General features: G+C 61.1%; 23 protein-coding genes and 2 tRNA genes. 8 read left to right on the plus strand and 17 right to left on the minus strand.

The window, feature by feature from the left end:
• Positions 1-6 precede the first annotated feature (6 nt).
• Together F0P97_RS04455 and F0P97_RS04460 are read right to left on the minus strand one after the other, a co-directional pair.
• Positions 7-912: an ABC transporter permease gene (locus F0P97_RS04455; RefSeq protein ID WP_182285778.1), complete on the minus strand. Its 906-nt coding sequence runs from the start codon at positions 910-912 to the stop codon at positions 7-9.
• A complete protein-coding gene (locus tag F0P97_RS04460) occupies positions 909-1,871 on the minus strand; it encodes an ABC transporter permease (protein ID WP_182285779.1) in 963 nt (320 codons plus the stop codon). The genes F0P97_RS04455 and F0P97_RS04460 overlap by 4 nt, the downstream gene beginning before the upstream one ends.
• Before the next feature lie 175 nt (positions 1,872-2,046).
• Between F0P97_RS04460 and F0P97_RS04465 the strand changes: the two genes are divergently transcribed.
• A complete protein-coding gene (locus F0P97_RS04465) occupies positions 2,047-2,307 on the plus strand; it encodes a YfhL family 4Fe-4S dicluster ferredoxin (RefSeq protein WP_003066028.1) in 261 nt (86 codons plus the stop codon).
• 80 nt (positions 2,308-2,387) lie between these two features.
• Here F0P97_RS04465 and pth read toward each other — a convergent pair whose 3' ends face one another.
• The 7 genes from pth to F0P97_RS04500 all read right to left on the minus strand — a co-directional run bounded on the left by pth (position 2,388) and on the right by F0P97_RS04500 (position 8,275).
• A complete protein-coding gene (pth, locus tag F0P97_RS04470) occupies positions 2,388-3,026 on the minus strand; it encodes an aminoacyl-tRNA hydrolase (RefSeq protein ID WP_182285780.1) in 639 nt (212 codons plus the stop codon).
• Between the two features lie 129 nt (positions 3,027-3,155).
• A complete protein-coding gene (locus F0P97_RS04475; RefSeq protein ID WP_003066033.1) occupies positions 3,156-3,779 on the minus strand; it encodes a 50S ribosomal protein L25/general stress protein Ctc in 624 nt (207 codons plus the stop codon).
• Positions 3,780-3,935: 156 nt separating this feature from the next.
• Positions 3,936-4,895, minus strand: a complete 960-nt coding sequence (locus tag F0P97_RS04480) for a ribose-phosphate pyrophosphokinase (protein WP_003066035.1) — start codon at positions 4,893-4,895, stop codon at positions 3,936-3,938.
• A gap of 44 nt (positions 4,896-4,939) precedes the next feature.
• Positions 4,940-5,016, minus strand: a tRNA-Gln gene (locus F0P97_RS04485).
• Between the two features lie 30 nt (positions 5,017-5,046).
• The gene (ispE, locus tag F0P97_RS04490) at positions 5,047-5,910 is read right to left on the minus strand and encodes a 4-(cytidine 5'-diphospho)-2-C-methyl-D-erythritol kinase (RefSeq protein WP_182285781.1); all 864 of its coding nucleotides are present in this window, start codon (positions 5,908-5,910) and stop codon (positions 5,047-5,049) included.
• Positions 5,911-5,969: 59 nt separating this feature from the next.
• Positions 5,970-6,491 (minus strand): outer membrane lipoprotein LolB, encoded by a 522-nt coding sequence (locus F0P97_RS04495; RefSeq protein WP_182285782.1) that lies wholly within the window; start codon positions 6,489-6,491, stop codon positions 5,970-5,972.
• A complete protein-coding gene (locus F0P97_RS04500; protein WP_182285783.1) occupies positions 6,488-8,275 on the minus strand; it encodes a tetratricopeptide repeat protein in 1,788 nt (595 codons plus the stop codon). Before F0P97_RS04500 ends, F0P97_RS04495 begins: the two co-directional genes overlap by 4 nt.
• 50 nt (positions 8,276-8,325) lie before the next feature.
• On the opposite strand from F0P97_RS04500, the gene mutM reads away from it, so the two are divergent.
• The gene (gene mutM, locus F0P97_RS04505; RefSeq protein WP_182285784.1) at positions 8,326-9,189 is read left to right on the plus strand and encodes a bifunctional DNA-formamidopyrimidine glycosylase/DNA-(apurinic or apyrimidinic site) lyase; all 864 of its coding nucleotides are present in this window, start codon (positions 8,326-8,328) and stop codon (positions 9,187-9,189) included.
• Between the two features lie 8 nt (positions 9,190-9,197).
• On the opposite strand, the gene F0P97_RS04510 is transcribed toward mutM, so the two are convergent.
• Entirely contained in the window at positions 9,198-9,356 is a 159-nt protein-coding gene (locus F0P97_RS04510; RefSeq protein ID WP_182285785.1) for a hypothetical protein, read from the minus strand.
• Between the two features lie 74 nt (positions 9,357-9,430).
• On the opposite strand from F0P97_RS04510, the gene F0P97_RS04515 reads away from it, so the two are divergent.
• Together F0P97_RS04515 and mutY are read left to right on the plus strand one after the other, a co-directional pair.
• Positions 9,431-11,428, plus strand: a complete 1,998-nt coding sequence (locus F0P97_RS04515) for a dynamin family protein (RefSeq protein WP_182285786.1) — start codon at positions 9,431-9,433, stop codon at positions 11,426-11,428.
• Positions 11,429-11,432: 4 nt separating this feature from the next.
• The gene (mutY, locus tag F0P97_RS04520) at positions 11,433-12,500 is read left to right on the plus strand and encodes an A/G-specific adenine glycosylase (RefSeq protein ID WP_182285787.1); all 1,068 of its coding nucleotides are present in this window, start codon (positions 11,433-11,435) and stop codon (positions 12,498-12,500) included.
• A 63-nt stretch (positions 12,501-12,563) separates the two neighbouring features.
• On the opposite strand, the gene F0P97_RS04525 is transcribed toward mutY, so the two are convergent.
• The 7 genes from F0P97_RS04525 to F0P97_RS04555 all read right to left on the minus strand — a co-directional run bounded on the left by F0P97_RS04525 (position 12,564) and on the right by F0P97_RS04555 (position 20,133).
• Entirely contained in the window at positions 12,564-12,845 is a 282-nt protein-coding gene (locus F0P97_RS04525) for a hypothetical protein (protein ID WP_182285788.1), read from the minus strand.
• Complete coding sequence (gene creD / locus F0P97_RS04530) at positions 12,842-14,266, minus strand: cell envelope integrity protein CreD (protein WP_182285789.1); 1,425 nt, start codon at positions 14,264-14,266, stop codon at positions 12,842-12,844. The genes F0P97_RS04525 and creD overlap by 4 nt, the downstream gene beginning before the upstream one ends.
• A 106-nt stretch (positions 14,267-14,372) precedes the next feature.
• Positions 14,373-15,827: a two-component system sensor histidine kinase CreC gene (creC, locus tag F0P97_RS04535; RefSeq protein WP_182285790.1), complete on the minus strand. Its 1,455-nt coding sequence runs from the start codon at positions 15,825-15,827 to the stop codon at positions 14,373-14,375.
• A gap of 5 nt (positions 15,828-15,832) precedes the next feature.
• A complete protein-coding gene (locus F0P97_RS04540) occupies positions 15,833-16,516 on the minus strand; it encodes a winged helix-turn-helix domain-containing protein (RefSeq protein ID WP_182287104.1) in 684 nt (227 codons plus the stop codon).
• A 29-nt stretch (positions 16,517-16,545) separates the two neighbouring features.
• Positions 16,546-17,469, minus strand: a complete 924-nt coding sequence (rapZ, locus tag F0P97_RS04545) for an RNase adapter RapZ (protein ID WP_182285791.1) — start codon at positions 17,467-17,469, stop codon at positions 16,546-16,548.
• 4 nt (positions 17,470-17,473) lie between these two features.
• Positions 17,474-19,231 carry a DNA repair protein RecN gene (gene recN, locus F0P97_RS04550; protein WP_182285792.1) on the minus strand — a complete coding sequence of 586 codons (1,758 nt, stop codon included), beginning with the start codon at positions 19,229-19,231 and terminating at the stop codon, positions 17,474-17,476.
• A gap of 2 nt (positions 19,232-19,233) precedes the next feature.
• On the minus strand, positions 19,234-20,133 hold the full coding sequence (locus tag F0P97_RS04555) for an NAD kinase (protein ID WP_182285793.1): 900 nt from the start codon (positions 20,131-20,133) through the stop codon (positions 19,234-19,236).
• A 29-nt stretch (positions 20,134-20,162) separates the two neighbouring features.
• On the opposite strand from F0P97_RS04555, the gene hrcA reads away from it, so the two are divergent.
• The 4 genes from hrcA (at position 20,163) to F0P97_RS04575 (ending at position 25,904) form a co-directional block, all read left to right on the plus strand.
• Complete coding sequence (gene hrcA, locus F0P97_RS04560; protein ID WP_182285794.1) at positions 20,163-21,170, plus strand: heat-inducible transcriptional repressor HrcA; 1,008 nt, start codon at positions 20,163-20,165, stop codon at positions 21,168-21,170.
• A 258-nt stretch (positions 21,171-21,428) separates the two neighbouring features.
• Positions 21,429-21,507: transfer RNA gene (locus F0P97_RS04565), tRNA-Ile, on the plus strand.
• A 471-nt stretch (positions 21,508-21,978) separates the two neighbouring features.
• On the plus strand, positions 21,979-24,834 hold the full coding sequence (locus tag F0P97_RS04570; RefSeq protein WP_182285795.1) for an HD domain-containing phosphohydrolase: 2,856 nt from the start codon (positions 21,979-21,981) through the stop codon (positions 24,832-24,834).
• 446 nt (positions 24,835-25,280) lie between these two features.
• Positions 25,281-25,904 (plus strand): tyrosine-type recombinase/integrase, encoded by a 624-nt coding sequence (locus F0P97_RS04575; protein ID WP_182285796.1) that lies wholly within the window; start codon positions 25,281-25,283, stop codon positions 25,902-25,904.
• Positions 25,905-26,018 lie beyond the last annotated feature (114 nt).

Raw genomic sequence — 26,018 nt, forward strand, 5'->3', positions numbered from 1 at the left:
GGTGATTCAACGCTCGCGTGTCAGTCGGGGGTCCAGCAGGTCGCGCAGACCGTCGCCCAGCAGGTTCAGACCCAGCACCGACAAGGCGATTGCCAGGCCGGGCCAGACGGCCAGCAGCGGCGCCTGGAACATCAGGGTCTGGGCTTCGCTGAGCATGCGCCCCCAGGACGGCTGGGGCGGCTGCGTGCCCAGCCCCAGATAGGATAGGGCGGCCTCGGCCAGAATGGCCAGCGCAAACTGAATGGTAGCCTGCACGACGAGCACGGCCGCAATATTGGGCAGCACATGCTGCAAAGTGATGGCCGTGCGGCTTTTGCCGCAGGCTCTGGCGGCCAGCACATAGTCGCGGGCCCAGATGGCATTGGCCGAGGCGCGGGTGATGCGCGCAAAGGTGGGGATGTTGAAGATGCCGATGGCAATGATGGCATTGACCATGCCGGCTCCAAACACGGCTGTGAGCATGATGGCCGAGAGCAGGGCCGGAAAGGCAAAGGTGAAGTCCGCCAGCCGCATGATGATTTCCTCCACCCAGCCACGGCGTGCAGCGGCGACCAGGCCCAGCACCACGCCCAGCGTCAGACCTATGCCCACGGCGATCAGGCCCACGGCAATCGATGCACGTGCGCCGACCAGAATCTGCGAGGCAATATCGCGCCCGAAGGCATCGGTGCCCAGCCAGTGCCGGCTGCTGCTGGCCTGCAGGGCGGCGTCCATATCCACTTCATAGGCCGAGCCGGGGGTCCAGACAAAAGACAGCAGCGCGGCAGCAACCAGCAAGGTTGTGAGCAGGGCGCCGAGCACAAAGCTGCGGTGCTGCAGGGCGCGCCGGCCAAAGCCTTGGGGCTGTGTGCGCGTGAAGGCGCGTGTCGGGTAGTCGCTCACACTGGCGCGGGTATCGGTCTGCCTGCTCATAGATCGCCGGCCTTGATGCGGGGGTCGATGGCGGCATAAAGCACGTCGACGACAAAATTCACCACCACCACCATGGCGGCCAGCAGCAGCACGCAGTTGCGCACCACGATCACATCTCGGTTGGAAATGGATTGAAAGATCAGCCGGCCCAGGCCCGGCAGATAGAACACGTTCTCCACCACGATGGTGCCTGCCAGCAGGTTGGCGAACTGCAGTCCCATGACGGTGACGACGGGAATCATGGCGTTGCGCAGCACATGACGCCAGAGCGCCGCGCCGCGCGACAGCCCCTTGGCGCGGGCCGTGCGCACAAAGTCCTCGCGCAGCACTTCCAGCACCGCGGAGCGGGTGATGCGGGCCAGGATGGCTGCCTGTACCACGGCCAGCGCAACGGCAGGCAGCAGCAGTGCCTGCAGCGCTGGCCAGAAGCCGCCGCCGGCCTCTTCACTCCAGCCCGGAAAGCCGCCGGCCGAGAACCATTGCAGCTTCACCGAGAACAGCAGGATCAGAAGAATCGCAAACCAGAAGTTGGGGATGGCAATGCCGATCTGGGCCAGGCCCATGAGGCCCACATCACCCCAGCGTTTGTGGTTGGCGGCCGCAACCACTCCCGCAGCAATGGCCAGCACGGCGGTGATGCACATGGCCATGATGGCCAGCGGCACGGTGACCGCAAGGCGTTCCCAGACCAGCTCGGCCACGGGCGAGCCATAGACGTAGCTGTCGCCCATGTCGCCGTGCAGAAGGCCGGCTACCCACTGCCAGTAGCGCATCGGCGCGGGCTGGTCCAGGCCTAGTTGCTGAACCATGGCCGCTACGACCTCAGGCTCGGCATCGGGGCCCATGAGCATCTGGGCTGCATCGCCGGGCAGGACTTCCAGCACGGCAAAAACCACGATGGAGGCGCCGAGCAATGTGGCGATCAGCGTGAGCAGGCGTTTGAGCAAGAAGATGCTCATGGCGTGAGGCGTTGTTTCATCGTGAAGTGGGCTCAGACGCGGTGTTTGCGTGCTGCGCAGCATAGCGGCAATTGTGCCGCGTCCGGGAGGGGGTGGCTTTGTCCCGGGTGCTGCCATGTCTTGGGGAGCTTGGGATAATGTGGGCCGATACCGAGAACTGCACAGGAGCTGGCACATGGCATTGATGATTACCGATGAATGCATCAACTGCGATGTGTGCGAGCCCGAGTGCCCCAACGATGCCATCTACATGGGTGAGGAGTTCTACGAAATCGATCCGCACAAATGCACCGAGTGCGTGGGCCATTTTGACGAGCCCCAGTGCGTGCAGATCTGCCCCGTGGCCTGCATACCGGTGAACCCCGAGTACATCGAAAGCCGTGAAGTGCTGTTCAAGAAATATGAGCTGCTTACGCAGGCCAAGAAAGAAAGCTAAGGCTCTTTGAGTCTGAATTCCTTGTATATCAAGCGCACATAGCTCCTTATTCAGGAGCTATTTTGCATTCTGCCTCGGGCTCAGGCCTCGCCAGCTGCGGGCTGGGCGGCCTCGGGCGCAGGCTTGCGGGGCGGCTTGGGGCGGGGTGCCTTGGTGGTGTGGATGGCGAGAGTCGCCTTGTCCATCTGGCCGGCCACCATATCGGGCCAGGCCTTGAGCGAATGTGCGATGGCGTCTTCGATCAGCTTGAGCTGCTCGGGGGCCGGTTTTTTGAGCACCCAGCTGGCGACCTCGCCCTTGTGGCCGGGGTGGCCGATGCCGACGCGCAGACGCCAGTAATTGGGTGAACCGAGCTGGGCATGGATATCGCGCAAGCCGTTGTGGCCGCCATGGCTGCCGCCGAGCTTGAGCTTGACCACGCCAGGGTCGAAGTCCAGCTCGTCATGCACGACCAGGATTTCCTCGGGTTGGATCTTGAAGAAGCGCGCCAGTGCGCCGACCGACTTGCCCGAGAGATTCATGAAGGTCTGCGGCTCCAGCAGCCAGACGCTCTGGCCGTGGATGCTGGTGCGGGCCATCAGTCCCCAGTAGCTGCGCTCCGGAACCAGGTTGACCTTGAGTTCGCGCGCCAGCGCATCAATCCACCAGAAGCCGGCATTGTGCCGGGTGTCTTCATATTCAGGGCCAGGATTGCCGAGGCCGACAAACAGTTTGATCATTGCTCGATTATCTTCTTGCCAGCAAAGCTGGGCGGGCGGAGGCTGTTGTGCATGGGCCAAAGAAAAAGCCCACCGAGGTGGGCCTTTTCTTGGAGTACAGCGGCAGGCGCTGTACCGAAGACGCAAGAATTACTTCTTGCCCTTCTTGGCGGGAGCAGCTGCGGGAGCAGGTGCGGCGCCTTCGGCGGGAGCCACTTCGGGCAGCTTGATGGAGATCAGCGAAGGGTTCTTGTTGGCGCCACGCACCACAGCCTTCACGCCGTTGGGCAGCTTCAGAGCCTGCAGGCCCAGCACGGACTTGGAAGTCAGGGCGCTCAGGTCCACCTTGATGAACTCGGGCAGGTTTGCGGGTTCGCAGATCACTTGCAGCTCGTGCATCAGAGGAGTCACGGTGCAGTTCTCGACCTTCACGGCGGGGGATTCAGCAGCGCCTTCGAAGTGCAGGGGCACGTTCATGTGCAGCTTGGTGTTGCCGTCCACGCGCTGGAAGTCGATGTGCTGCACCAGCTTCTTGTAGGGGTGGAACTGCACGTCGCGCAGCACGACCTTGGTCACTTGACCGTTGATTTCCATGTCCAGGATGCTGGAGTGGAAAGCTTCCTTGTGCACAGCGTGCCACAGGGCGTTGTGATCGATTTCGATCAGTTGGGCTTCACCAGCACCGTAGACGATACCGGGGGTCTTGCCCGACAGACGCAGACGGCGGCTCGCACCCGTACCTTGCTTGGCGCGCTCAGTAGCGACGAATTGCATAACTAACTCCTAGATGGACGGACCGCGACCAGTCTCGCCCGATTGATAAAAGAATCTGCACCTTGCAGCAAGGCCGTGGATTCTTGCGGTGGCCTCGAAACGGTCAAACCTCCCGAAGGAGGTTTGCTTGGGCTCGAGGCCGAAAAACCAGATATTTTAAGCGGTAAACAGACTGCTCACCGAATCGCCTGTGGAAATGCGGTGAATTGTCTCGGCAAACAGGCCGGCCACGGACAGCTGGCGAATCTTGCCGCACTGCTGGGCTGCGGGGCTCAGGGGAATGGTGTTGGTGACAACCACTTCGTCCAGAGCGCTGCCGTTGCCGATGCGTTCCAGGGCCGGGCCCGAGAAGATGGGGTGCGAGCAGTAGGCGTACACGTTCTTGGCGCCGCGCTGCTTGAGCACTTCGGCAGCCTTCACCAGCGTGCCGGCGGTGTCGATCATGTCATCCATGATCACGCAGTTGCGGCCGTCGATATCGCCGATCACGTGCATGACTTCGGACACGTTCGCCTTGGGGCGACGCTTGTCGATGATGGCCAGATCGCAGCCCAGTTCCTTGGCCAGGGCGCGAGCACGCACCACGCCGCCAACGTCGGGGGAGACGACGATCAGGTCTTCGTAGTTCTTCTGACGCAGATCACCCAGCAGCACGGGGGTGGCGTAGATGTTGTCCACGGGAATGTCGAAGAAGCCCTGGATCTGGTCGGCGTGCAGGTCCATGGTCAGCACGCGCTCGACGCCTACGGCCTGCAGCATGTTGGCCACTACCTTGGCGGTGATTGGCACGCGGCTGGAGCGGGGGCGGCGATCCTGGCGGGCATAGCCGAAGTAGGGGATCACGGCGCAGATGCGCTCGGCCGATGCACGCTTGAGGGCATCGACCATGACCAGCAACTCCATCAGGTTGTCGTTGGTCGGAGCGCAGGTGGACTGAACCACGAAAACGTCGCGGGCGCGAACGTTCTGCTTGATCTCGACGGCGACTTCTCCATCGGAGAAACGGCCAACGTCAGCAGCACCAAGAGAGGTGCCGAGGTGCTTAACAATCTCTTCGGCCATGCCAGCATTGGCATTGCCTGTGAAGACCATGAAATCTGAGTGATGTGAATGCATTGTGCGTCCCAGTGCTGTGGGTTGCTATGACGCAAGAAGATGTTTGGCAGGGGAAGAAGGATTCGAACCTTCGCATGCCGGAATCAAAATCCGGTGCCTTAACCAACTTGGCGACTCCCCTACACAGGCCTTTTGTCGAAGACAAACAGCCTTATAACTTGTTCTCTGGAATCCAGCTGTTAAGTGGGTGTTTTTCCAGATTTCTGCAAACCTTGATCTGCCAGGTGCTAGATGCACAGCTCAGATCAATGCTTTGCGCTATCGGTGCAAATACCGCACTTCCAGAGCCCGTCATTGTAGCATGCAATTTGAGTGATTCGAGCCAGCTTCTGACTTTCATCACCTCAGGCTGCAAAGCTTCGGCGACCGGCTGCAGGTCGTTTCGGCCAAAGCCGAAGTGATTTGCAGCGAAGTCCTCTACTATAGCAGGCTTTGTGTCACGTTTCAGGAGCTCGCTGGAAAAAATCTTGCCAGTTTCCAGGCCCTGTTCGGGCTTGACCACCAGGAATTGCTGCTCCGGCAAGGCATTGCAGCCTGTCAGCGGGGTGATGATTTCGCCGATGCCGCTGACCCAGGCCGAGTGACCGCAGAGGAAAAAAGGGACATCGGCGCCTAGCTTCAAGCCTATGCTTTGCAGTTCCTGGCGCGAGAGCTTCAGATTCCAGAGGCGGTTCAATGCCATCAGAGTGCTGGCCGCATCGGATGAGCCGCCCCCCATGCCGGCTTGGGCGGGCAGGTGCTTTTCAATCCCTATGCGCACGCCTTGCGTGCAGCCTGTGGCTTGCTGCAAGGTGCGGGCCGCGCGTGTGATCAGATCATCGGCAGGCAGGGCAACGCCATTGAGGTCTTCGCGGCTGATCTGGCTGCTGGCCGTATGCTCGAAATGCAGCACATCATGCCAGTCGATGAGCATGAAGACGGATTCCAGCAGGTGATAGCCGTCAGGCCTGCGGCCGGTAATATGCAAAAAAAGGTTGAGCTTGGCCGGGGCCGGCACGTCATAGAGCGAGTGCATGGCGTGTATGTATCAGTAAGAGAAAAACGGTGCAACGATAGCACCGGGTTGCCGGCCAGTCAGCGAGCGTCCTGATCGAGAACGATGCGCAAGGAAGCCTCGGGTGGTGGGCTTATACGGTCGGCACGCAGGCGGCCATCGTTGATGCGCGAAAGATCGGTCTGCCAGCCGGGCACAGTCGTGTTCTTGCCTTGCAGCCAGTCAAACAGCGCGGTGACGGGAATCTCGCTGCCTGTCATGCGGGTGATGAGTTCAGGCAGGGAGTCTGACTGGGTGATCTGATCGCCCTGCTGCAAGGTGGCTCCGGCACGCGTCCATTGCAGGCGGGCCATGATGGATCCCAGAGGGTTGAAAACCAGCAGTGTTCCGCTCTCGGGCTGGCCTTGCAGCTCAAAACCGGCGCTGAAGGATTGCTGCTGGGCATCCTGGACCTGTAGCGCCATGCGGCCGGACCAGTGGTGACTTGCCGTCACATCGAGCTGCAGCTGCCGTGCAGGCTGGGCGCAGCCGCCGAGCATGGCCAATCCCAGGACCAGCCCTAGGGCTGTAAGAATTTTCAAGACAGTCGGGCTGCGCTTCATGGCGTCACTTTGAGGCGTTTGAGTGTTTCCAGCAGAGTGTCATTGCTGCTGTCTGCCTTCATGCCTTGGCGCCAGATGAGTTGGGCGCGCTCTTGCTTGCCTTGGGCCCAGAGAACTTCCCCTAGGTGGGCTGCAATTTCCGCATCCTGACGCGTGGCATAGGCCTGCTCCAGCAGTTTTTCGGCTTCGTCCAGATTGCCGCGGCGGAAATGCACCCAGGCCAGGCTGTCGGTGATGAATGGATCGCCGGGCTGCATGTCCAGAGCGGTCTGGATCAAGGTCTGCGCTTCTTCAAGCTTGATACCGCGATCAGCGTAGGAGTATCCCAGCGCGTTGTACGCATGCTTGAAATCGGGTTTGCGCTTGATGATGTCGCGCAGCAGGCGCTCCATCTCGCTGAAATTTCCGGCTCTTTCCGCGAGCAAGGCGGTGTCGTAGGCCAGCTCCACATCATCGGGTGCCTGGCTCAGCAGCTGGGCTTGCAGCGCATAGGCTTCCTTGTGCAGGCCGGCGTCGCGCAGCAGCTGTACCTCGGCAATCTGCTTGAGGCGCTTCTGGTTGGGGCCGTTTGCCGGAATGGCCTGGATAAGGGCGCGAGCTTCCTTCACCTTGCCCTGGCGAGCCAGCAGATCGGCGCGCCGGGCCTGCACGCTGAGCAGGTTGGCGGCATCGGGAATGCGCTGCAGATAGATGTCGGCTTCGTCGTAGCGCTGGCGCTTCTCGGCCAGATCGGCCCTGAGCAGATAGAGCTGGGATTCGCCAGCAGCGCGCCCCACGCCCTCAGGCAGCTTGGGCAGCAGAGAGCTGAACTGTGTCAGGGAAACGTCGGCAGCATCCAGCTCGCCATCCTGCAGTTGCAAATTGGCGAGCATGACCCAGGCTTCGGGGAATTCGGGCGCTTCGCGGGTGATGAACTGCAACTGGTTTTTGGCATCGGCATTGCGCTTTTGTCCCTGCAGCACGCGGGCATAGGTCAGGCGCAGTTGGGGCGAATGATTCTTTTCAAGATAGCGCTTGATCAGCGGCTCCACTTCGGCGGAGCCTGACTCCAGCAGCTCCATGGCCAGCAAGGCGACGGCACCCGACTCAGGACTCAGCTTGGCGCCGTTCTGCAGGGCCTGCAGGGCGGCGGGCTTCTGGTCGGCGATCAGGCGCATATGGCCTATGGCGGCCCAGGCCATGGGGCCGTTCTTAGGGTCCTTGAAATCGATTTCCAGCGCTTGCTCGACCACATCGGCGGCCAGAGGCTTGTCCGAGGCATTGTTGTAGAGCTGGGTGATGGCCAGAAAAGTGGCGCTGCGATTGGCCTGAGGGGTCAGCTCGACCTCTCGACGCAGATAGCTGGCCGAGTCTGCAATGCGGTTCATCACCACCAGAATGCGCAGCACTGCGCGGTTGGCATCGCGTGATTCGGGGTAGGCCTCCAGCCAGGCGCGGGCATTGCGCAGTGCGCGGTCGCCCGAGCGGGACTGGACGGCAAGTTCGGTGGCGCGGCGATAGAGCTTTTCGTTGTTGCTGCTGCGCGCGGCCTCCATCATCAGGGCCTGAGCGTCCGTCAGAGCACCTTCCTGAGCGGCCATCTCTCCCACCAGGATTTCGTAGAACAGCTCGGCAGAGAGGGCAGCTTGCTCATTCTCACGCTCTGCGGCCTGTTCGAGATCGGTGCTTTGCTCGATCTTGTCCTGCTGGGATGGCGGGTCAGCGGTCTGGGCGGATGCGATTGCCGATCCCATGGCCAGAACGGCGGCCACGGCGAGTCCCTGAAAACGTAGAGGATGAACCATCGGCTCATAATAATCCAAGCTTGTTGAACACTTGGCGAAGATGAGATTGCATGCCTGAGTTGCCCGAAGTCGAGGTTACGCGCCGCTCTTTTGCTGACCGCATTGCGGGTGCGCAGATTGAGAAAGCCACCTTGGGAAAGCCCCTGCGCTGGCCCCTGGGGCTGTTGCCGCAGGCACTGGCCGGCAGAGTCGTGCTGGGCGTGCGCAGACGCGGCAAGTATCTGCTGCTGGACCTGAGCGAAGGTCTGCTGCTCATGCACCTGGGCATGTCGGGCAGCCTGCGCTTTGCGGGCCGCGACGAGGAGCCGCTGGGCGCTGGCGGAGCGCATGATCACTTCGACCTGCAGACATCGCGGGGCCTGCTGCGCCTGCATGATCCGCGCCGCTTCGGTGCCGTGATCTATGTTCCGGATGAGGGCGATGCCTTGGCGCGCAAGCTGCTTGACCATCTGGGTATGGAGCCGCTGAGCGACGGATTCACGCTGGATGCCTTTCAAGCCGGGCTGGCTGCCAGTCGCTCGCCCATCAAGCAGTTGCTGCTCAGCGGCAGCGTGGTGGTCGGTGTCGGCAATATCTATGCTTCCGAGGTGTTGTTTCTCTCGCGGATTCACCCGACAACACCGGCGCGCGATGTGGGCAGGCGCAAGGTCAAGGTTTTGTATGAGGCCATTCGCACCGTGCTGGCCTTGGCGGTGGAGAAAGGCGGCACGACCTTGCGCGACTTTTCCGCAGCCAACGGCATGGAAGGGCACTTTCAGTTGGAGGCCCAGGTCTATGGCCGCGATGGCCAGCCTTGCTCGCATTGCGGCGCCGCCATCCAGCTCATGCGCCAGGGGCAGCGCAGCACCTATTACTGCGCCCGCTGCCAGAAAGCAGCGAAAACTCAGAATTTGATAGCTAATACCGCAGTTTGAGTATGCGTTCAGGCATGTTTTGACGTCACAATTTCATTTTGATGCTTGATATGCTTCAAAGGCGTCGCCAATGCCAGGACGTTGGCGCTGTTCTGCGCCGTTGCGCGCAGATACTTTGCGGCTGGATATATCAGGCCAGCCTCTGGAAGAGCCGCAGATGCTGTCAAGGGGCAATGCTATATATTGATCAGGCTGTCAGCCCCGGCTGGCACGGCGACTCAGACAAACAAGAGGGGTAGATGTGTCAGCTTCATTCAACGAGCAGTTCGATCAGTATGGCGCCTGGCGACGAGGCTTTGCCACCCAACTGCAGGAGCTGCGTGAATGGTTGATGGACCAGGATCTGCTGGACGCCTCGGTGCAGGAGCGCTTGCAGAGACTGGAAGAGCAGATGCGCACCGACAAGGTCATGGTTGCCTTCGTGGCCGAGTTCTCGCGCGGCAAATCCGAGCTTATCAACGCTGTCTTCTTTGCCCATTACGGCCGCCGGCTGATGCCGGCCAGTGCAGGCCGCACCACCATGTGTCCAGCGGAGCTGGGATGGGAGCCGGAGCTGCCGCCCTGTCTGTGCCTGCTGCCCATCGATACCAGAGAGTCGCCGGAGAGCCTGGGCCAGTGGCGCATGCGTCCCGACGCCTGGGTGCAGCAGCCGCTGGATATCGCCGATGCGCAGCAGATATCCGACACGCTGGCCAAGGTGGCCGAGGTGCGCAAGGTCTCCATCGATCAGGCCAGGGCCTGGGGCTTTTGGCATGACGACGAGACTGCCGACAACCCCATGGTCGATGCCGACGGTTGGGTCGAAGTGCCAATGTGGCGCCATGCCTTGATCAATATGCCTCATCCGCTGCTCAAACAGGGGTTGGTGATTCTCGATACGCCTGGCCTGAATGCAGTGGGGGCAGAGCCGGAGCTGACCGTCAATCTGATACCCCAGGCACATGCCGTGGTCTTTGTGCTGGGCGCCGATACCGGCGTGACCAAGTCCGACCTTGCCATCTGGCGCGACCATGTGCTGCCGGCAGGAGCAGGCAAGGCGGGGAGCGATGACGCACTGGCTGCATCGCGTCTGGTGGTGCTCAACAAGGTGGATACGCTGTGGGACAGTCTGAGTTCTGGCGCGCAGGTGCAGGCCCAGTTGCGCCGTCAGCAGCAGGACTCGGCCCAGTTGCTGGGGGTGGCGCTGGAGCGCGTGCTGCCCATCTCCGCCCAGAAGGGGCTGGTCGCCAAGGTGGGGCGTAACGACAGCCTGCTCCAGGCCAGCGGTCTGCCCGCTTTTGAAGATCTTCTGGCCAATGGCATCATGGGACAGCGCCAGAAAGTGCTGCAGGCCGCTGTGCGTACCAATGTGCAACAACTGCAGTCGCAGGTGGAACGCGTCATCAACATGCGCCGCGGCGATCTCGACGACCAGCTGGCCGAGCTCTGCGGCCTGCGCGGCAAGAATGCGACGGTGATCGCCAGCATGCGTGCCCGCATCGAGGCCGAGCACAAGGAATTCGACCAGAGTGCCAGCCGCATCCAGGCCATGCGCAACATCCATATGCGCATGCTCAAGGAGCTTTTCCGGCTTCTGAGCTCGAGCACTTTGAAGGCCGAATTGGCCGAGCTGAAAGAGGCGCTGGATCAGCGCGGGCTCAAACTTGGCCTGCGCAAGGTCTATGAACAGACTTTCGAGCATCTGCATGCCGTGGCTGCAAAGGTGCAGGACCAGGCCGATGAGATCCAGACAATGATGAGTTCCTCGTTCAAGGAACTCAATGCGGAGTTTGGCTTCTCCCTGCAGGCACCGCCGCAGCTGGTGTTGTCCGAGCTCAAGGACGACTTGCGCAGCATCGAGGGCAGTTACACCCAGTATCTGGGACTTAGCAGTGTCATCAGGCTCGGCAGTGCCGACTTTTCGCAACGCCTGATCAAGGCGCTGGCGCTGCGTTTGCGCACGGTGTTTGAAGCGGCATCGAACGACGTGGATATGTGGAGCAAATCACTGACTGCACCAGTCGATGCACAATTGCGCGAACGTAAACGCAGTTACACGCGCCGCCTGGAGGCCGTAGACCGGATCAGCGGTGCGGCCACTGAGCTGGAGGAGCGCATTGCCGACATGGAAAATGCGCAAGCCCGCCTGGGAATGCTGCAGACGCAGCTGATCAGCGCATCGGCGCAACTGCTGGATCCGATTGCGGCCGAGCGGCAGCAGGCCGCGTCCATGCCGTTGGACATCAACCTGGTAGCTTGAAATCTTGACTCTCCCTTCGATTGCCGCAGCCGTAGTGCAGTGGCAGGCCAGCCATGGCCGCAATCATCTGCCCTGGCAGCAAACCCGTGACCCTTACCGCGTCTGGCTGTCTGAAATCATGCTGCAGCAGACCCAGGTCAGCACCGTGCTGGGCTACTACCAGCGCTTCCTGGACGCTTTTCCGGATGTGGCCAGCCTGGCGGCTGCACCGCAGGATGCCGTGCTGGCGCTGTGGAGCGGCCTGGGCTACTACAGCCGCGCGCGCAATCTGCATAAATGCGCGCAGACCGTGATGGAGCAATGGGGCGGGGCCTTCCCGCAAACGGCCGAAGAATTGGCGACCTTGCCTGGCATTGGCCGCTCCACGGCTGGCGCCATTTCATCGTTCTGCTTTTCCGAGCGGGTGCCGATTCTGGATGCCAATGTGCGACGTGTTCTCACACGGGTGCTGGCGTTCGATGCGGATCTGGCGCAGTCCAGAAATGAAAAGCAGCTCTGGGAACACGCCCAGCAACTGTGTCCCACAGAGAATCTGCACGAAGCCATGCCGCGTTACACCCAGGGCATGATGGATCTGGGCGCCAGCGTCTGCACATCGCGCAAGCCCACTTGCCTGGTGTGCCCCTTGCACTCCGAATGCCGGGCGGCCCGTGCCGGCAACCCCGAAAACTATCCCGTGCGCACGCGCAGGATCAAGCGCAGCGCCGAGTCCTGGTGGCTGCTGCTGGCGGTGGATGCGCAGCGTCGCGTATGGCTGCAAAAGCGCCCGCAAGCCGGTATCTGGGCCGGGCTTTACAGTCCGCCTGTCTTTGAAGACTATGCGGCACTGCAAAGCCATGTGCAGGCCGCATGGCCTCAGGACGGGACCCGGGGCTGGCAGGATCTTCCCGGCTTTCTGCATGTGCTGACCCACAAGGATCTGCACCTGCATCCAGTTCTGGTGCCCGTCGATCAGGCGCACGCCGCCCTGCTCTCAGAGGCCGATGAATCCTGCTGGGCGGATGCAGCGGCCTGGGCCGAGCTGGGTCTGCCGGCCCCGATCCGCAAACTGCTCGATGCCGAGCTGGCCTGAACGCCTGCCGCATGAATGAAAAAAGGTGACGGCCGGCGTCACCTTTTTTGATGGCTGCAGATTTCAGAAACGCAATCTGGGCATCAGCATGGAGCAGCGCAGCCCCATCAAGGCCAGCCACAGGGCCTTGGCCTGCGGGTTGCCGCGCTGTGTCTGCAATTGCCGGCCGGCGGCCACCACCTGCTGGCGCAGGACTTGCTGCGCCTTGCGGTCGCCTTGGCTTTGTGCGCTCAGCCAGAGTTGCCGGTACTGCTGCACGCTGAGCCGGCCAGGCTCGCCGAGCAGGTGGCGCGACGACGTGTTCAGCAAGGCCTGAGCCTGCGGGCTGTGTCGTGACTGGTTCATGCGGCCTCCTCTTGTTTCGAAGACTTGCTTGGCGCTTCGTTCTCGCTGCGTCCAAAGGCGTACCAGTCCACATGACGGGTGCAGATCATGACCAGGGCCAGCACGCCGAACAGGGCGATGGAGCCGACGACCAGAGCGGTCTGCTCCAGCTGCAGCAGCACATACAGCAGGCCGTACAGGGCCGAGATGGCAACCGCGAACGGCAGGCCGCGTCTGATGCTGCCCAGAATGTGGCTGGCATAGAAGGCCAGCAGAGCCACGCAGGAGCTGGCCGCAACCGCATAGGCCGTGGCAAAGCCCAGATGTTCGGACAGACTGATGAGCAACAGGAAGAAGCTGCACAGGGCCGAGCCGACCAGCAGGTACTGCACAGGGTGAACGCGCAGCTTTTTCATGACTTCGAACAGGCCGACCGCGACAAAGGTCAGGATCACAAAAAGAATGCCGTACTTGGTGGCGCGCTCGCTCAGCGAGTAGACATTGACGGGGTTGACGAACTCCGTGTCCATGGTTTCGAGGCAGGGACCGCTGTCGTCATGGCCACGGGCTGCAGAGGCGGCATAGGTTTCCGAGCTGCCCCAGTTGCCGGGGCTGCAAAGACGTTGCTGGCGGGTGAAGGCCGTGCTGGCAGAGGTGGCCAGCGAGGACAGCTCCCAGCTGGCGGTGAATCCGCTGTCCGTCACCTCGCGTCGGCTGGGTAGAAAGCTGCCGCCAAACGAGGGATGAGGCCAGTCGGCAGTCAGCGTGACCTTGTTTTCCGTGGCGATGGGGCTGAAGGCGAGCTGCTCCGTACCCAGCAGCTGCAGCTTGAGCTCGAGGTTCAGGGCCTGGCCTTTTTTCAGCAGGCTGGCGTCAATCTCTGCCTGGATGCCCTTGCCGTAGCGCTCCAGTGGCGTGCCGGATTCGACGGCCAGATCCTGGCCGTTGGCCTGCAGCGTCGCGCTGCGGATGCCGCGGGGGTCGCTGAGCACGAATGCCGCAAAGACTTTCTTGCAGCGCACCACGGCGTTGGGCTCGCTGGGTTTGGGCAGCTCCGCATACTGCGCGGCATTGGCAAAACCGGCCGATATCTGGTCGTGCAGCACATAGGTGTTGATGTGGTGCAGGCCTCGTGAGCGCTCTTCCATCTTGGCGTTGGCATCGTGGTTGAGCGTGTCGGGCAGCAGCATGCGCTGGAATTCGCGGGTGCTGTACTCGATTTTCTTGCCATTGGTCGTGCTGGTGGTTTCGGTGCAGTTCTGCACCAGGGCAGGACCAATCAGCGTTTGCGTACCGGCCAGGCTGGAGACCACGCTTTGCACGGCGTAGTCTCGGTTGCGTATGCGGTCTTTCACCACGTCCTGAATCATGGACAGGCCGGCCATGAGCAGGGCCAGAACGATCAGCAGTGAGACTGTCTTGAACAGCAGTCGGTTTTTCATGCGTGCTCCTGAATGAGGGGTTCAGGACGCAGTGTCGGCAGCGACTGTGTGGACGCAATGAAGTCTGTGAAGCGGGTGTGAAGTCCTGCCCGAAAACCTTGGTCGCTCAGCTTTGGGGCGCGAAATCCAGTGTCACGACAAGGCCGGGGTGGCGATTTCGGAACTGCATGCTGCCGCCATGAAGATGCATGATGCGGGTGACGATGGACAGGCCCAGCCCGGTGCCGCTGCGCTCTCCGTTGGGTCTGGGGGTCGTGAAGAAGCGCTCGCCAAGGCGGGCCAGCAAGGGCTCGGCCACGCCCGGACCCTGATCGCTGACGGTGATGCGGTGTGGGGCCAGCTCAAGCTCGATCACGCTGTTCTCTGCTGAGAAATCCAGGGCGTTCTGCAGCAGATTGCTGATGGCCAGGGTGACCAGGCCGGCCTCCCAGGGGCCGCTGCTGTCCATGCCGCTCAGGTGCATGGCCATGCCGCGTTGCTCGGCATGGCTTTGCAGCGCAGCCATGGCTTGCCGGGCGCATTCCATCAGGCTGCAGCCATGGCGGGTGTCCAGTTGCTGGCGCTGCTCAAGGCGGCTGAGCTGGAGCAGCTGGTCGATCAGATTCTGCAGACGCAGGCTCTGGTCCACCACCTGTCTGGCAAACAGGGCCCGGTCCTGGGGCGGCAGCTCTTCCTGCAGCAACTCGCCTGCGCCGCGTATGGCGGCTACCGGGCTTTTGAGTTCATGGGTCAGGGCGCGTACATAGCCCTCGATATAGTCGCGCCCCTCCAGGCGCTTGCGCATATTGTCCATGGCCTGGGCCAGCTCGCCCAGCTCGCCGGGCATGTCGGGTATGGAAGCAGGGGCCGAGGCCTGTACGGGGTGGGCGGACTCGTTGAGCGTGGGGGCCTGTACATGCTGCGCATAGTTGCGCAGCCGGCGCACGTGAAGCACAAACCACCAGGTCACCGCACAGCCCACGGCGGCGGACAGCAGCACGAACAGCAGGCCGCCGCGCAGAATCTTCTGCTCTGCGCTGTCGACGATTTTCTGTACCGAGCTGGAGGGCTTGGAGGCGGTCAGCACCCCGGCAATCCTGCCGTCCACCATGATGGGCGCGGAGACATACATGACGCTGCTGGATTCGTCCTCCTTGATGGCTCGCGTGGTGCGCGCGCCGTATTCACCGCGCAGCGTCAGATAGACATCGCGCCAGCGCGAGTAGTCGGCGCCCTGGTCCCTGCCCTGGGAGTCGAACAGCACCATGCCCCGGGCGTCGGTGACGGTGATGCGCAGATCCAGCGTGGTCTTGCGTGTGTCCCAGATCCAGGCCTGTATCGGCTTTTGCGTGTAGCCCTGCAGCTGAGCGGCAAACGTGCTGTCCGAACCGGCCTGCAGCCGGCCTTTTTCCATGTCGGCACTGGCCAGCGTGGCCAGCGCATAGGCGGTCTCCACCAGCGTGTCCTCGGTCACCTTGCGTACGCTGGGCTTGATCTCCACCATGAAGACGCGCAGCACGAAAAAGGCGGCCAGACCGTTGATCACGAAGAAGGCAAAGAAGAGACGCAGGCCCAGACGCATACCGGCTATCCGGGCTGGTTCAGGCTATAGCCCAGACCGCGGTGGGTGACGATGAGCTCCTGATCGGGCAAACGCTCGCGCAGTTTGGCGCGCAGGGTCTTGATGTGGGTATCCACCGTGCGGTCCGTGCTCTCGCTGTCCAGCCCCCAGATTTGCTCCAGCAAGGCGTCGCGGCTCAGGATGCGGCCTGCCGCGTTGACCAGGCTCTGCAGCAGCTGGTATTCGCGCCGTGTCAGATCCAGCGCCTTGCTGTGGATCAGTGCACGCTGCCCTTGCTCATCTATTTGAAGTGCTTTCGCAAGCTGGGCGGGTGCTGCAGGCTGGAATTGCCTGGAGCGGCGCAGCAGGGCGCGGGTGCGCGCCAGCAGCTCGCGCGGGCTGAAGGGCTTGGTCAGATAGTCGTCTGCGCCCAGCTCCAGGCCCAGAACCTTGTCCATCTCCTCACCTCTGGCACTGAGCACCAGAGCCGGAACAATGGAGCCGGCAGAGCGCAGCTCGCGGCACCAGTCCAGGCCGTTGCCGTCGGGAAGGCCTACGTCCATGAGCAGCACATCAAACGCTGTCCTGCTCCATTGCTGACGCGCATCGGCGATCAGCAGGCTGTGGGTGACGGCAATGCCCTCGCGCTCCAGAGCGTAGCAAATCGTTCTTGCAATGGCCGGGTCGTCTTCGAGCAGCAGCACCTGCATGGCTGACGTCTGAGGGCTGAGCATGCGGGTCAGCTGATCGGATGGATGGCGTCCGGGGCCAGAAACTGCTGAGAAACCTGGATGAATTTGTCGCGGAAATCCAGAGAGCGGTGGCGACGGACGGTGGGCCACTGCTTCTCGAAATGCCTGGCGAGAGCTTCGACGAGAAAGACCGAGCGGTGCTGCCCACCCGTGCAGCCTATGCCCACGGTGACATAGCTGCGGTGGTCTCTGGCCAGCATCGGCAGCCAGCGTTCGAGGAACTGCTGTATATCCAGCTGCATCTGCTGCACCTCGGGCAAGGCGCCCAGATAGTCCGCAACCGGCTTGTCCAGGCCCGTCAAGGCACGCAGTTCCTTGTCGTAGAAGGGATTGGGCAGCATGCGCACATCAAACACATAGTCAGAGTCTGTAGGCATGCTGTGCTTGAACCCAAAGGACTGGAACATCAGCGTCATCTGCCCTGTGGGCGCTTCGATGATCTGCTTGATATAGCTTTGCAGCTGCGCCGACTTGAGGTCGCCGGTGTCGATGACGATGGAGCGGTCGCGCAGCAGGCCCAGCAGCTCGCGTTCCTTTTCGATGTCGAGCTCCAGTGCCTGGCGCTCGTTCGTCTGGGAGCCCGGAGACAGAGGGTGGCGCCTGCGGGTTTCCGAAAAGCGCCTGATCAGAGTGCTGCTGTCGGCATCGAGAAAAATCATGCGTGGCATCAGCCCCTGCTTTTTGAGGCGATGCAGCTGCTCAGGCAGCTGAGGCAGGCCCTTGGCGCTGCGTGCATCCATGGCAATGGCCACTTTCTCGTCCTGATGATTGAGCTTGAGCTCCACAAAGGACTGCAGCAGCTCCGGGGGCAGGTTGTCGACGCAGTAGTAGCCAGCATCCTCCAGCGCATGCAGCGCAACGGATTTGCCCGATCCGGACATGCCGCTGATCAGAACAATCTCCATGGACATGATTTCAAACTCCTCTGACTTTGCCGCTTTTGCGTGCTGTATTGCTGGCCTTGGCACTTCGGGCCTGGGTGCCCGATGGACGCTGGGCGCTGTTTGCGGCCTGCTTTGCAGGCAATCTTGCCATGGCCAGCATTTCTCTGGCATGGGCCATGGTTGCTTCGGACAGGTGCTCGCCGCCCAGCATGCGGGCCATTTCCATCTCGCGCTCGTCGCCAGTCAGTGGATCCACGCTGCTGATGGTGGTGTTGGACTTGGGGCGCTTGGTCACCCGGTAGTGCTGGTCTGCATAGGCAGCGACCTGGGGCAGGTGGGTGACGGCCAGCACCTGGCGCGAGCCGCCGAGCGAGTGCATGAGGCGGCCCACGGTTTCGGCCACGGCTCCACCCACGCCGGAGTCCACCTCGTCAAAAATCAGGGTTCCGGCCTGGCCTAGTTCGCTGGTGGTCACGGCAATGGCCAGCGAGATGCGCGACAACTCGCCGCCCGATGCCACCTTGGCAACGGGTTTGGGTGTGGCGCCGGTATGACCGGCAACCAGAAAAGTGATGCTGTCCGTGCCCGCAGGACTGGCGGCATCGGCATGCTCCAGCTGCACTTCGAAACGGCCGCCCTTCATGCCCAGACTTTGCATGGACTGGGTGATGGCGCGTGACAGGCGTGGTGCAGCCAAGGTGCGCTGCTGCGAGATTTTTCGCGCCTCGGCCTGATACCTGAGGTGGGCGGCTTGCTCTTTGGCGCGCAGTCCCTCCACGTCGACGGCAGCATCCAGCTGGTGCAGCTCCTGTTTCCAGCCTTCGAGCAGGGCGGGCAAGTCCTCGGGCGTGCGCTTGTAGCGGCGCGCCAGTTGCATCCACAGCGACAGGCGTTCATCGAGATCGGCCAGCAGCTCGGGATCCAGATCGGCGCGGCGCAGATAGGCCTGCAGCGAGTGACGGGCATCGTGCAGCTGTGCCACACAGGAGCCCAGTACGTCGGCAATGCTCTGAAACTCAGGCTCAAGATGCTCCTGGTCCTGCAGCAGGTGGTGGGCTCTGCCCAATGGGGTGGCCGCTCCCGAATCGTCATCCTCCAGCAGCTGCAGGCAGGACTGGGCCGAGTCCATCAAGGTCTGTGCGTGTGACAGACGTGTGTGCTGGGCATTGAGCTCATCCCACTCTTCGGCGCGCGGCGACAGCTTGTCCAGCTCGGAGATCTGCCATTGCAGGCGCTCCCGTTCGCGTTGCAGATTGTCCTGGGCCGAGAGCGCCTGCTCCAGTGCCTGATGGTTCTGGCGCCAGTCCAGCCAAAGCGATTTGAGCTGAGCCGTTTCAATGCCGCCATAGGTATCCAGCATGGCGCGTGCTGCGTCCGGGCGGGTCAGGCTTTGCCAGGCATGCTGGCCGTGAATATCGATCAGCTGATCGCCCAGATGGCGCAGCTGCGTGGCCGTGGCGGGAGAGCCGTTGATCCAGGCGCGGCTGCGGCCCAGACTGTCGATGACGCGGCGCAGCAGCAAATCCTGCTCCTGTGCAAAACCCGACTCTTCCAGCCATTCATGAAGATGGGGTGGGCAATCGAACTCTGCGCAAATATCGGCCTGAGGGCAGCCTTCGCGCACCACCTGTGCATCGGCTCGTGCGCCCAGCACCAGTTGCAGAGCGTCAAGCATGATGGATTTGCCGGCCCCGGTTTCGCCGGTAAGCACCGTGAAGCCGGTCTGCCAGTCCAGATCGAGTGACTGGACAATCACAAAGTCCCGCAGGACGATGCGCTTCAAGGCCATGGTCAGACGCCTCCCTCGTTCCAGCCCAGTTTTTTGCGCAGGGTGTCGAAGTAATTCCAGCCCTTGGGGTGCAGAAAGTGCACGCTGTGATCGGCGCGCGTCACCAGGATGCGGTCGCCATGCTGCAGCGATTTCAGGGACTGCATGTCGAAGTTCGCGCTGGCGTCGCCTCGGCCGCCCACTACCTCGATAGTCACTTCCTGGGCGTCGGAGAGCACGATGGGACGGTTGGAGAGGTTGTGCGGCGCGATGGGCACCATCACCCAGGCCGGAATCGAAGGGTGCAGCATGGGACCGCCGGCCGAGAGCGCATAGGCGGTGGAGCCCGTGGGGGTGGCCACGATCAAGCCGTCCGCACGCTGGTTGGAGACAAAGCTGCCGCCGACCTCGATGCGCAGCTCCACCATGCCCGAGGTCGAGCCACGGTTTACCACCACATCATTCATGGCCTGGGCTTCAAAAACGCACTGGCCGTCGCGCATGACGCGAGCATTCATCAGGGGGCGTTCGTCTTCCTCGTACTCGCCCTGCAATATGGGCGTGATGGAGGCTTCGAATTCATCCAGGGCGATATCGGTGACAAACCCCAGGCGGCCCTGGTTGATGCCGACCAGCGGTGTGCCATAGCGCGCCAGATGGCGGCACACGCCCAGCATGGTGCCGTCTCCGCCCACCACCAGGCCGAGGTCGCAATGCCTGCCCAGGCCGTCCACGTCCATGCTCGGGTAATCGGGCAGGCCCGCGTAGATGGCGGACTGGGTATCCAGAATCACCTCACAACCCATGCTGCGCACATAACCGGCAATCCGTTGCAGTGCTGCGCTGGCTGCATCGGACGGAACGCCTGCTGCGGGTGTGTGGTACTTGCCGATCAGGGCAATATGGTGGAACGTGGATGTCATCTGGGAAATTACATCATTAAAATGAAATCATGCTCGACGAACGTGCCAAGTTATTGCTCAAAGCGCTGATCGAGCGTTACATCGCTGACGGTCAACCAGTCGGCTCGCGCACTCTTTCACGTGCATCCGGGCTTGAATTGTCGCCTGCCACCATACGCAATGTGATGGCCGACCTGGAAGAGATGGGTCTGATCATCAGCCCTCACACATCGGCAGGCCGCGTGCCGACAGCCAGGGGATACCGCCTGTTTGTCGACACCATGCTGACGGTGGACCGCTGCGATCTTGTAACGCCCGGCCTGATGCCTGAACAGCCGCAGAAGGTGATTGCCAATGCGGCCAATCTGCTGTCCAACCTCTCCCAGTTCGTGGGTGTGGTCATGGTGCCGCGTCGCAGCTCCGTCTTCAAGCATATCGAGTTCGTGCGCCTGTCGGAGCGGCGCTTTCTGGTCATCATCGTCTCGCCCGAAGGCGATGTGCAAAACCGCGTGATCTTCACAGATGTGGACTACGAGTCCTCGCAACTGATAGAAGCCTCGAATTTCCTCAATCACCATTACGCCGGTCTGGCAATGGAGGAGGTGCGCACGCGGCTGCAAACCGAGGTGGAGCAATTGCGGGGCCAGGTTGCCAGCCTCATGCAGGCGGCGGTGAATGTAGGCACTGAGGTCATGAGCAACCATGATCGCGAGGACGTGGTGATCGCCGGCGAGCGCAATCTGCTGTCCGTGAGCGATTTTTCCAGCGATATGGGCAATCTGCGTCGTGCTTTCGACCTGTTCGAGCAGAAAACGCAAATCCTCAGGTTGCTGGACTTCTCCAATCAGGCCGATGGCGTGCGCATCTATATCGGTGGCGAGAGCCAGACCGTACCGTTTGAAGATTTGTCTGTAGTGAGCGCTCCCTATGAGCTTGACGGCAAGGTGGTAGGCACTCTGGGGGTGATTGGCCCCACACGCATGCACTACGACAAGATGATCCAGATTGTCGATATCACGTCCAAACTGGTGAGCAATGCTCTGAGTCACAAGCGTTAGGCCCTACAATGGCGAAGTTTTTCTGGTGGCAGCCACGGCTGTTGTCAGTGTTGGGGCGTTAGCTCAGTTGGTTAGAGCAGAGGACTCATAATTCTTCTACATCGTGGAGAAGCAAAAGGGAGTTCTGCTTTAGTTTCAAAAGGTTAGACTGCTTAATTTCAGTCTGATCTGGCAGTTAAAAACGTTGTCTGGTGCATGTCTGGTCCAGAGAACGGTAGACTAAAAGATTGCCTGTTCGGCGGTTTTTGGTGAAGTTTCGGGCCTCTAGCTCATGCTTGGTTAGAGCAGCGGACTCATAATCCGTTGGTGCCGTGTTCGACTCACGGGAGGCCCACCAAAATGAAAAAGCCAACCTCTTTAGAGGTTGGCTTTTTTTGTGGGGGGGGCGGAATATTAATGTCCGAAGGATTGATTCTGGCGGCAGTTGTAGTCACTAACCGATACGTCTCCAAGGGCTGCATCAGGCTGATCTGAGTCAGTCACGATCTGGTAGTTCAACAGCCGCAATCTTCAATACCAGACATTGAATGCCTGCATGCTCTGAACGCCCGCGTCCGCTCCGGAGCAGTCAATCGACTACATCGTTAGGCGCGAACCCTGCTAAAGAGGCGTTTCAGGGTGTAGCAATAGGCTTATCTCGAGGCTAGCAAAAATTGCGCAGGTGATTTCTATCACCTAAAGAGAACAGCAGTGTCATCGTGGTGTGCTAACACAACATCGAAACTAAGTCGCAAGATTAATTTGGCTGTAGGCAAATTAGACTGAAAACCACGATTCCAGGTGACCCTACCTGCCGAAAGACTATCTGATGAACCACTCCCTAGGCGTCCCCCGGCAGTTCCGCATTCGCGTGCACATCGCGGTCTTGACCATGGCCTGCATGGGCTTGGTGGCTATCTTGCTGATTGGCCTCGGGTGGGTGGCCACAACCCAGCGATTGGTTCAAGATTCTGGTCAGCGCGCAGCCCGCGACAGCTTAGTATTAAGCCAGCAGATTCGCTTGCAGTTGACACCGGCGCAGGGGGCATTGCGCCATATCGGTGCAGGGCGACTGCCCTTGGCGACGGATGAATCCAGCCGTTTGCAGGCGCTGGATGCATTGTTGGACGAATTGCGCGCCAACCCGCTGGAAGCCGCCGTGTATGTTGCCTACCCAAATGGTGATTTCGTCCTGGTACGCTCTTTGAGACAGGGTGCCGTACGGCAAAGTGTGGCAGCGCCCGATGGGGCAGAGTTTTTGGTCCAAACGGTCACACAACAGCCGGATGGCCGACGCGTTGGTCGTTACCGTTTTCTCGACCAAGCCGGTAATCTGCAAGAAGTTCAGGACAAAGCAGATTACCAGTATGACCCGCGCACGCGTCCTTGGTACGCAGTCGCGCGGCAACAGCCTGGTGTCGCACAACTGACGCGGCCCTACCGGTTTGCCACCACCCAGAGGCTGGGTGTGACACTGAGCAAGCAGTCTGCAACAGCCGATGCTGTAGTCGGCATCGACTTAGCTTTTGACGACCTGGAGCAATTGCTCTTGACACTGCGTGCCACCCCGGGAACCCGCCTTGCCTTGCTGCATAGCAGCGGCCAGGTGATGGCAGCGACAGTCGACCTGCACAGTGTGGGCGGCGATGCGCAGCCGATGCTCGATGACATCAACGAACCCCAGTTACTCCAACTTCTCAAAACTCCCAAGGCGCTTGGCACACCGCAGGTGATGGAGATCGAGGGCCACCGCTGGGTGGGCCTGCACACACAGATTGATATCGGGCTGGGCACCGCACTCGACCTGCTGCAAATGCTTCCGTTTGACGAACTGGCCGCAGAGGCACGACAACGCGCACTCTACTTCATCGGCATGGCCGTAGCCTTGGCTCTGTTGCTGCTGCCCCTAGGCTGGGCAGCCGGCAAAGCCATTGGGCGAAGCATCATCCTGCTGAGCGAGCGCAGTCTGCGCATCGCGCGCTTCGAATTTACGGGAGCGCCGCTTCCTCCCAGCCGCGTCAGCGAAGTGGGCGAACTGTCTCAGGCCGTGCAGCACATGGGAGACACGATCGAAGCCTTCCTCAGCTTGACGGAAAGCCTGGCCACGGAGCCTGAGGTCGAGCGCATGCTGCAGCTTGTGCTTGAACAACTGACCCAGGCCACGCAATCCGAGGCAGCAGTCGTCTATCTGTTGGATGCCCAATCTGGGCACATGCAACGTACCGCCCTGGCAGGCAGTTTGGCCACCCCCCTGTCCGAGCGCTTCACCTACCCGCCCTTGCCTGACGCCGGAGCTGGAGCCGCAGCGTCGGCCAGCGTCAAGCGGATCGACTTTGAATTACGGGGTCGCCAAGGCGGTCTGCAAGGACTTTTGGTGCTTGAGTTCAAGGCCGACGTGGCGCACGAAGATGCCGCCTTCCACCGGTTTGCCCGTCGTCTCTCGGGAATGTTGGCCGTGGCCATCGAGACGCGCCAGCTTCTGGAATCGCAGCGGCGCTTGTTCGATGCCATCATCCAACTGATGGCCGATGCCATCGACGCGAAAAGCCCCTACACCGGCGGCCATTGCGAGCGGGTGCCGCAGATGGCCATCGAATTCGCGGATCGCTTGCATGCATCTACTGATGGGCCGTATGCAAACTTCAGCATGAGCGAAAACGAGCGCTACGCGTTCCACTTGGGCGCGTGGCTGCACGACTGTGGCAAGGTAACCAGTCCAGAACACATCCTCGACAAGGCCACCAAGCTTGAGGTCATCCGCAACCGTATCCATGAAGTGCGGCTGCGTTTTGAAATCTTGTGGCGGGATGCTGAACTGGCCGCCACGCGTGGTGCATTGAGCGCCGAGCAGTTGCGCGCCCGCCAGTTGCAACTGCAAGACGACTTCGCATTTGTCGCCAGCTGCAATCTGGGGGGCGAGTTCCTGTCCGATGAATCCATTGCCAAGTTGCACAGCATTGGTGCGCAAGGCTGGCAACGCCATTTCGATGATCGGCTGGGCTTGTCGGCCGCGGAGCTGCGCCAACTGGATGCATTGCGGCCCGAGGCGCCCGCGCTGCCAGCGATGGAAGCCTTGCTGGCGGACCTGCCGGAGCACCGGATTCCCTGGGGCGATGACCGACCCGCCGTGGAAGCGGGAGACCCGCGCAACAAGTACGGTTTTGACATGAAGCTGCCGACCTATCAGCAAAACCTGGGTGAACTCCACAACCTTCGTATCCGCCGCGGCACCCTCACCGACGAAGATCGTTTCAAGATCAACGACCACATGGTGCAAACCTACATCATGCTCAAAGGACTGCCCTGGCCGGCAGGCTTGGAGCAGGTGCCCGAGTTGGCAGCGACGCACCATGAGCGCTTGGATGGCAAGGGCTATCCACGCCGCATCCCTGGCGAGCGGCTGGGTGTGTTGGACCGAGTGATGGCGATATGTGATGTATTTGAGGCACTAACCGCTGCAGACCGCCCATACAAACCAGCCAAAACCTTGAGTGAGACTCTGCGAATCATGGCCTTCATGTGTAAAAAGCAGCACCTGGACGCCGAGTTGTTCCGCTACTTTCTGCACACTAGGCTGTGGGAGGTGTTTGCAGCTCGCTTCATGAAAGCAGAACAGTACGATGCTGTGGATCTGGATGCTCTCGAAGCATTGCTACCTCTGCAGGCTAAATCTACACAAAGGTAAGCTGGTGATTACATCGGCTCGTTCCAAACTTGCTTGGGCCTTTGGACTTCTGACTGAGGTGCCGATGAGATTTTTGCGTTTCCACACAGCCTCGGTCGACAGCACCAGTTCGCAGCTTGCGAGAGCTGCCGTTCAGGTTGTCTGGCGCACAGCGATCCAGCCAGTTTCAGGTTTGAAAGGTACAGCGGACATCCGGCCAGATAGCAGGTCAACGTCTGGTATCGGCGGCAGCCGTCACAAGCTTGCCAAAGCTCAGCGGCTGCAACCAGCCTGAAGCCGCCGCTCGGAAGTTTGCATCGACCGGCCGCTTTTGGCCGAGATGTTGAGTTCATGGCTATGCCAGGAAGCTGAAGGTCATGAGACTGTGGCAGCCGAGCATCACTAATCGCTCATGCGAGTCGAAGCCAGCGCATCCTGTGTGTCCCTCAACTCGATGGGAGACCATCATGGGATCTACAGGTAATACCGCTCATCGCGAGCCGTGGAACAAGGGCAAGATCGTCGGGCAGAAGGCTCCGTTCAAGCTCAAGGACATTTGGGCGCTGCGCGTAAGGCTCCAGATGGAAGGCCGGGTGCGCGAGCTTGCTCTCTTCAACTTAGGCATCGATAGCAAGCTGCGAGGATGCGACCTCGTCGCCCTCAAGGTTCGGGATGTCTGCCACGGCGACCAAGTGGCATCGCGCGCGGTCGTCATGCAGCACAAGACTCAGCGTCCAGTGCAGTTTGAGATCACGCAGGCTGCCCGTGACGCCTTGCATGCCTGGATCAAGCTGGCAAGGCTGAAATCAGAGGACTTCCTGTTTCCAAGCAGGCTGCACGCATCGCCACATCTGGGGACCCGGCAGTACGCCCGAATCCTCGGTCACTGGGTTGACGAGCTAGGCCTGGACCGCATGGAGTACGGGACTCATTCCATGCGCAGGACAAAGGCGACACTGATCTACCGCCGCACAAAGAACCTACGCGCTGTCCAGTTGCTGCTCGGGCATTCAAAGTTGGAGTCAACAGTGAGGTACTTGGGCATCGAAGTCGACGATGCCCTAGAGATCTCTGAACAGACAGAGATTTGAAGTTGCCGCTGGCGGCCACCCTGGATGCTGCGGCCGGGTGGCTGTCCTCAACGCTCGCAATGTAGCGCAGTTCCAAACTGGAACCCTCAACCAATAGCAATCACTCACTTTTGA

This window comes from Comamonas testosteroni (genome assembly GCF_014076415.1).
GTDB classification, from domain to species: Bacteria; Pseudomonadota; Gammaproteobacteria; order Burkholderiales; family Burkholderiaceae_C; genus Comamonas; species Comamonas testosteroni_F.